This is a genomic window from Mesorhizobium sp. M7A.F.Ca.CA.002.04.1.1 (assembly GCF_004022805.1).
GTDB classification, from domain to species: Bacteria; Pseudomonadota; Alphaproteobacteria; order Rhizobiales; family Rhizobiaceae; genus Mesorhizobium; species Mesorhizobium ciceri.
The window spans coordinates 1-4,679 of the sequence record NZ_RZPL01000458.1; the positions used below are offsets into that span (position 1 = coordinate 1).

The 4,679-nt window shown below is 62.4% G+C and carries 5 protein-coding genes; 2 read left to right on the forward strand and 3 right to left on the reverse strand.

The window, feature by feature from the left end:
• Positions 1-242 (reverse strand): nicotinate-nucleotide--dimethylbenzimidazole phosphoribosyltransferase (locus tag ENZ75_RS21560; RefSeq protein WP_206617076.1); only part of this gene is annotated, 242 nt, incomplete at its 3' end.
• 197 nt (positions 243-439) lie between these two features.
• Between ENZ75_RS21560 and ENZ75_RS21565 the strand changes: the two genes are divergently transcribed.
• A complete protein-coding gene (locus ENZ75_RS21565) occupies positions 440-673 on the forward strand; it encodes a DUF1289 domain-containing protein (protein ID WP_024503316.1) in 234 nt (77 codons plus the stop codon).
• A 7-nt stretch (positions 674-680) separates the two neighbouring features.
• Entirely contained in the window at positions 681-1,385 is a 705-nt protein-coding gene (locus tag ENZ75_RS21570; protein WP_024503317.1) for a TIGR02281 family clan AA aspartic protease, read from the forward strand.
• A 10-nt stretch (positions 1,386-1,395) separates the two neighbouring features.
• Here the strand turns inward: ENZ75_RS21570 and dusA are convergent, their stop codons facing one another.
• Both dusA and ENZ75_RS21580 read right to left on the reverse strand, forming a co-directional pair.
• A complete protein-coding gene (gene dusA / locus ENZ75_RS21575) occupies positions 1,396-2,394 on the reverse strand; it encodes a tRNA dihydrouridine(20/20a) synthase DusA (RefSeq protein ID WP_063167985.1) in 999 nt (332 codons plus the stop codon).
• Positions 2,395-2,636: 242 nt separating this feature from the next.
• Positions 2,637-4,619 carry a BTAD domain-containing putative transcriptional regulator gene (locus ENZ75_RS21580; protein WP_063167984.1) on the reverse strand — a complete coding sequence of 661 codons (1,983 nt, stop codon included), beginning with the start codon at positions 4,617-4,619 and terminating at the stop codon, positions 2,637-2,639.
• Positions 4,620-4,679: the final 60 nt, after the last annotated feature.

Sequence of the window (4,679 nt, forward strand, 5' to 3'; positions counted from 1 at the left end):
ATGCCGTGGCGCGTGACGCCGTGATTGCCGGCAAAGACCGCCATCAGCGGTCTTGTCACCGCGGGCGGAGCCCGCCCGCTCCAGGCGGCCAGCCAGGCGGCGATGTCCTCGATGCGGCCAAGCGAATTGCCCGGTTCGGCCTTGGCAAACAGCGTGCGCACGCGGGTCTCGGCTGCCGTGTCGGCCGCCGGCAGATTGGCCAACAGGTTGCGAAAATCGTCGAAAGGCAGTGCGCTGGTCATCTTGTTATCGATCATTCCCTGGATTTGGTAAGCGGCATAGCCGCCTTGCGGGGTTGGCACAACCTCTGGGATGATGGGCCTGCATTTGCCGCAAAGCCGGCCCCGAAGGGCGCAATCGCGAGGGCTTGCATTGGCTTTGCCGTTGCACCATGTGGAGGTGGAACAAGGGATTGCGGATGGAAGCCCAAGAGAAAGTCATGACGGCCATCGAATCCCCGTGCATCCTGGTCTGTTCGATCGACATGAAAACCGGCTTCTGTTTCGGGTGCGGCCGCACGCGCGAGGAAATCGGCGCCTGGATCGGGATGACGCCGGAAACGCGCCGCAGCGTCATGGCTGAATTGCCGGCCCGGCTGGAAACGGTCGAGCGCCGGCCGCGCCGGGAAACGCGCCGCACCCGCATGGCGCGCGAACGCGACGCGCTGTCGTGAGGTGCGGATGAGCCGGTTGTTCTGGATATTGATGGCCGCGATCGGGGTGGGAGCAGTCCTGCTCATGCTCAACGATTCCGCCGGCAGCACCCTCGGCGTGGAGAACAACGATTTCAGCCGGCTGATCTGGCTCGGCGCCTTTGGCGCCCTTATCGGCGCCGGCCTGCTTCGCTCGGGCCGACCCCTGGGCGCCATGGCCCGCAACTTAGGCGCCTGGGCGGCCATCGCGCTCGCGCTGATCGCCGGCTATCAGTACCGCTATGAGCTGCAGGATGTCGCCAGCCGGGTGACCGCGGGCCTTGTTCCCGGCAGTCCGCTTGCGCTTGGCGTCGAGGACGGCCACGCCACGGTGACGCTCGACAAGGCGGACAACGGCCATTTCGAAGCGCGCATCCTGGTCAACGGCAACCCGGTCCGGGCCGTGGTGGATACCGGCGCGACCAGCACCGTGCTGACGTCCGAAGACGCACAAGCCGCCGGATTCAATCCAGCGGCGCTCAACTACACCATACCGGTTTCGACCGCCAACGGCATGGCACGCGCCGCGGCCGTGAAAACCGATCAGATTGCGATCGGCGGCATCACGCGCAGGGATATGTCGGTGATGATCGCCGCACCCGGCATGCTCAGCCAGAGCCTGCTCGGCATGAACTTCATCGGTTCATTGTCGGGTTTTGACGTGCGCGGCGACCGCATGATCCTCAGGGACTGATCCCTGAATCTCAAGCCGCTTCGGCTGCCGCTCCGCCGAGCTCGACGGCCGCGAAAGCCGCCTTCAGCACGTCCGGGCCGGCGCCGGGTTTTGTCGCGTCGGTGGACAGGATCTGCCGGTAGCGGCGCGCGCCGGGCAAGCCATGGAACAGTCCGACCATGTGGCGGGTGACATGTCCAAGCCGCCCACCCAGCTCGATATGACGTGCCGCATAGTCCGCCATTGTATCGATCAGCGCGGCGAAATCGAACGGCTCGGACTGGACGCCGTAGAAAGCGGCATCGACGCCAGCCAGAATGCCGGGTGTGTGGTAGGCGGCGCGGCCAAGCATGGCGCCATCGACATGGTCGAGATGCGCCAACGCCTCTTCGATCGTCTGAATGCCGCCATTGATGCCAATGAATTCGTTAGGTTTTCTAGCCTTCAACCGATAAACTCTGTTGTAATCGAGCGGCGGGATGTCACGGTTTTCCTTGGGGCTCAGCCCTTCCAGCCACGCCTTGCGCGCATGCACCCACAATGCGTCGGCGCCGGCGTCGAAAACCCCATCCGCCAGCGCATCGAGGGCCGGCTCCGGATCCTGCTCGTCGACGCCGATGCGGCATTTGACGGTCACGGGAATTGTCACCGCCGCCTTCATCGCCGCGACACAGCCGGCAACGAGGTCCGGCACCTTCATCAGGCAGGCGCCGAACGTGCCCGACTGGACGCGGTCTGACGGACAGCCGACATTGAGGTTGATCTCGTCATAGCCAAAGGCCTCGCCGATGCGCGCCGCCTCGGCAAGTTTTTCGCGATCCGAGCCGCCGAGCTGCAGCGCGACCGGATGTTCTGACGCATCGAAGCCGAGCAGACGCTCGCGTGCGCCATGGATGACGGCGTCGGCCACCACCATCTCGGTGTAAAGCAGCGCATGGCTCGTCAGCTGACGGTGGAAGAACCGGCAATGCCGGTCCGTCCAGTCCATCATGGGCGCTATGGCTACCCTTAACCTTTGATAATCTTGCATGTTTCGTAACTTCAACAGGTTGGATCGCGTCGTACGGGCTCTATCACGCGCCATGATAGGCCCAAGCCGCAAATCGGCGGATGACTGGCCGGCGCCACGGCGTGGGGCGTCGAATACCTCAATCGCAGGGTAGCGTATAGGTCGACCTGGCCGGAATTGCCAACGCGTCGTCTGCTTTCGATGCCTGGGCGGAGGACGGAACCCTCCAGCTTCGTATGACGGTGTCTGCGCCAACGATGTGGCTAGGAACTGGGAAGGCCAGCCCTCGACAGCATCTCAAGGAACCGGGAATGATGATGATCCTTTACATAGCGCGGCACAAAGCCAGGGCAGACGTTGCTCAGATTGAGATGCGGAAGTTGTGACAGGCAATGGTGGATGGCCCGGGACGCTTCTTCGTTATTTCCGGTGGCCGATGCGGTCGCGGCCCAATAAAGGGCGCCGCGAACGAAGCCAGGCTTTGTCCTGACTACTTTGCGGGCGGCTTCGAGCGCCCGCTGGTTGTCTCCGCCAGCGAAGAGCGCCACAACCAGGCCGTGGTGGCGCCAGAAGTCGATGACATCGTGCGTTCCGAGCCGGATTGCTTCGTTGGCCTCACGCACCGCTTCGTCGACCTGTCCGCGCAACGCAAAGAGCATCGAAATATCGCCGTGGCCAGTTGGGTAGCTTGGGTTGAGGCTGATCGCGTGGCGGCATTCGGCGATCGCCTCGTCGATGCGACCGCAACTTTCGAGAGCGAACGACAGAATACATCGGGCAATTTCATCGTCCGGTACCGCCCGTACTGCGGCTTCCGCAAGCTCGACCGCACGCTCGATCACCCCACGCCCCCGAGGCAGCGCACCAAACGCCACGCCCATGGATATCACGATCGAGAGCGTCCGCTTTGCACGGGCATTGTCGGGACCTATCGAGAAGGCCCTCTCGGCAAGCTCTATCCCGACCAAAAGTGAGTCCCGAGTCATCTCAAAATATTTCATGAGGGCTTCGTTCACCAGCCTGCGCACTTCAGGGATCCCTGGCGGGCTTTTGTCTCGAACCTTCCAGTTGGTCAGTTGAAGTTCGAGGATCACGGCAAGAACAACAGATTGTGCGATCCTGTCCTGGAATTCGAGCGCGTTCTCGGAGTGGCCGTCGAACTTCTGGGCCCAGACGTGGTGGCCGCCGGCGGCATCGACGAGCTGGACATTCACCCTCAACCCATTGCCGGATCTCTGGACGCTGCCGCTGAGCATATATCGCGCCCGGAGTATCCCTGGTGTCTTGGCTTCTTCGCCTGGGCCGCTCTTCTCGGACGGAAGCGCGGCGAGCACGACATAGTCGGCCACTCCGGAGAGGGCTGTCGTGATGTCCTGGACAAGTCCCTTGGCGAAAAAGTCGTCGCCTTGCTTTCCGGTCAGATTAACGAAGTCGGCAACGCTGATGGACGGACGCCCAAGGCGCTGGCTGGACGGAACACCATTTGTCGACTGCACATTTGAAGCGTCGTCGGCGGCAAGCAACAGAGATTGCCAAAGCGCCCGCGTTTCAGGGCCGGCTTCGACGCCGAACTCCTTCTTCAGCATGCTTCTGCAAGCTTCGTATGTCCTGATTGCCCTGTCGCGTTGGCCACATGCGAGCAGCAATTCCATCTTGAGCCGATAGGATTCTTCCCGTGTCGGTTCCATGGTCAGAATACGATCGGCCAGGATCAGCCCGGCATCGGGGTCGACGAGACGGGCCAGTTTTTCGAAGGACTCAAGCGCGCGGCCGAGCAGCCTGTCGCGTTCCGATGTGATCCAGTCATCGAACGCATTGCTTCCCAGATAAAGCCCGTCGAGGAAGGGCCCGGTGTAGTTCGCCAAGGCCTTCGCCAGCTCCTGGGCGGAACGGGCCGAGAGACCCGTTTCGAACTTCTCCACGTCGACTTGAACCAGCTCTGGCCTCAGGGCGATCAACTCACCGCTGGAATGGATGAGATCCACCCCCTCTCGCGCCAGATCCTGGCGCAGGACACTGAGGGCCTGCCGAAGGCTGTTGCGCGAATGTTCAGCGTCGCTGTCGCCCCATAGGAGGTCAGCCAGCCTCTCCCGCGTCGCCGCCATGCCCGGACACCGGGCCAGATAGGCGATGATTGCCGGCCCTCGTTTCCCGGTCAGCCGAAGCGGGCCGGCCGTTTCATTTTCAATCCGGAAACCGCCGAAGAGTGAGATTCTATTTGCAGCGCCGCTGTCCTCACTTTGCATTTGCTATCCCAGCCTGACGAAATCCTAACTCAAAACTAACGCTTCGCAACAGTCGGCCTT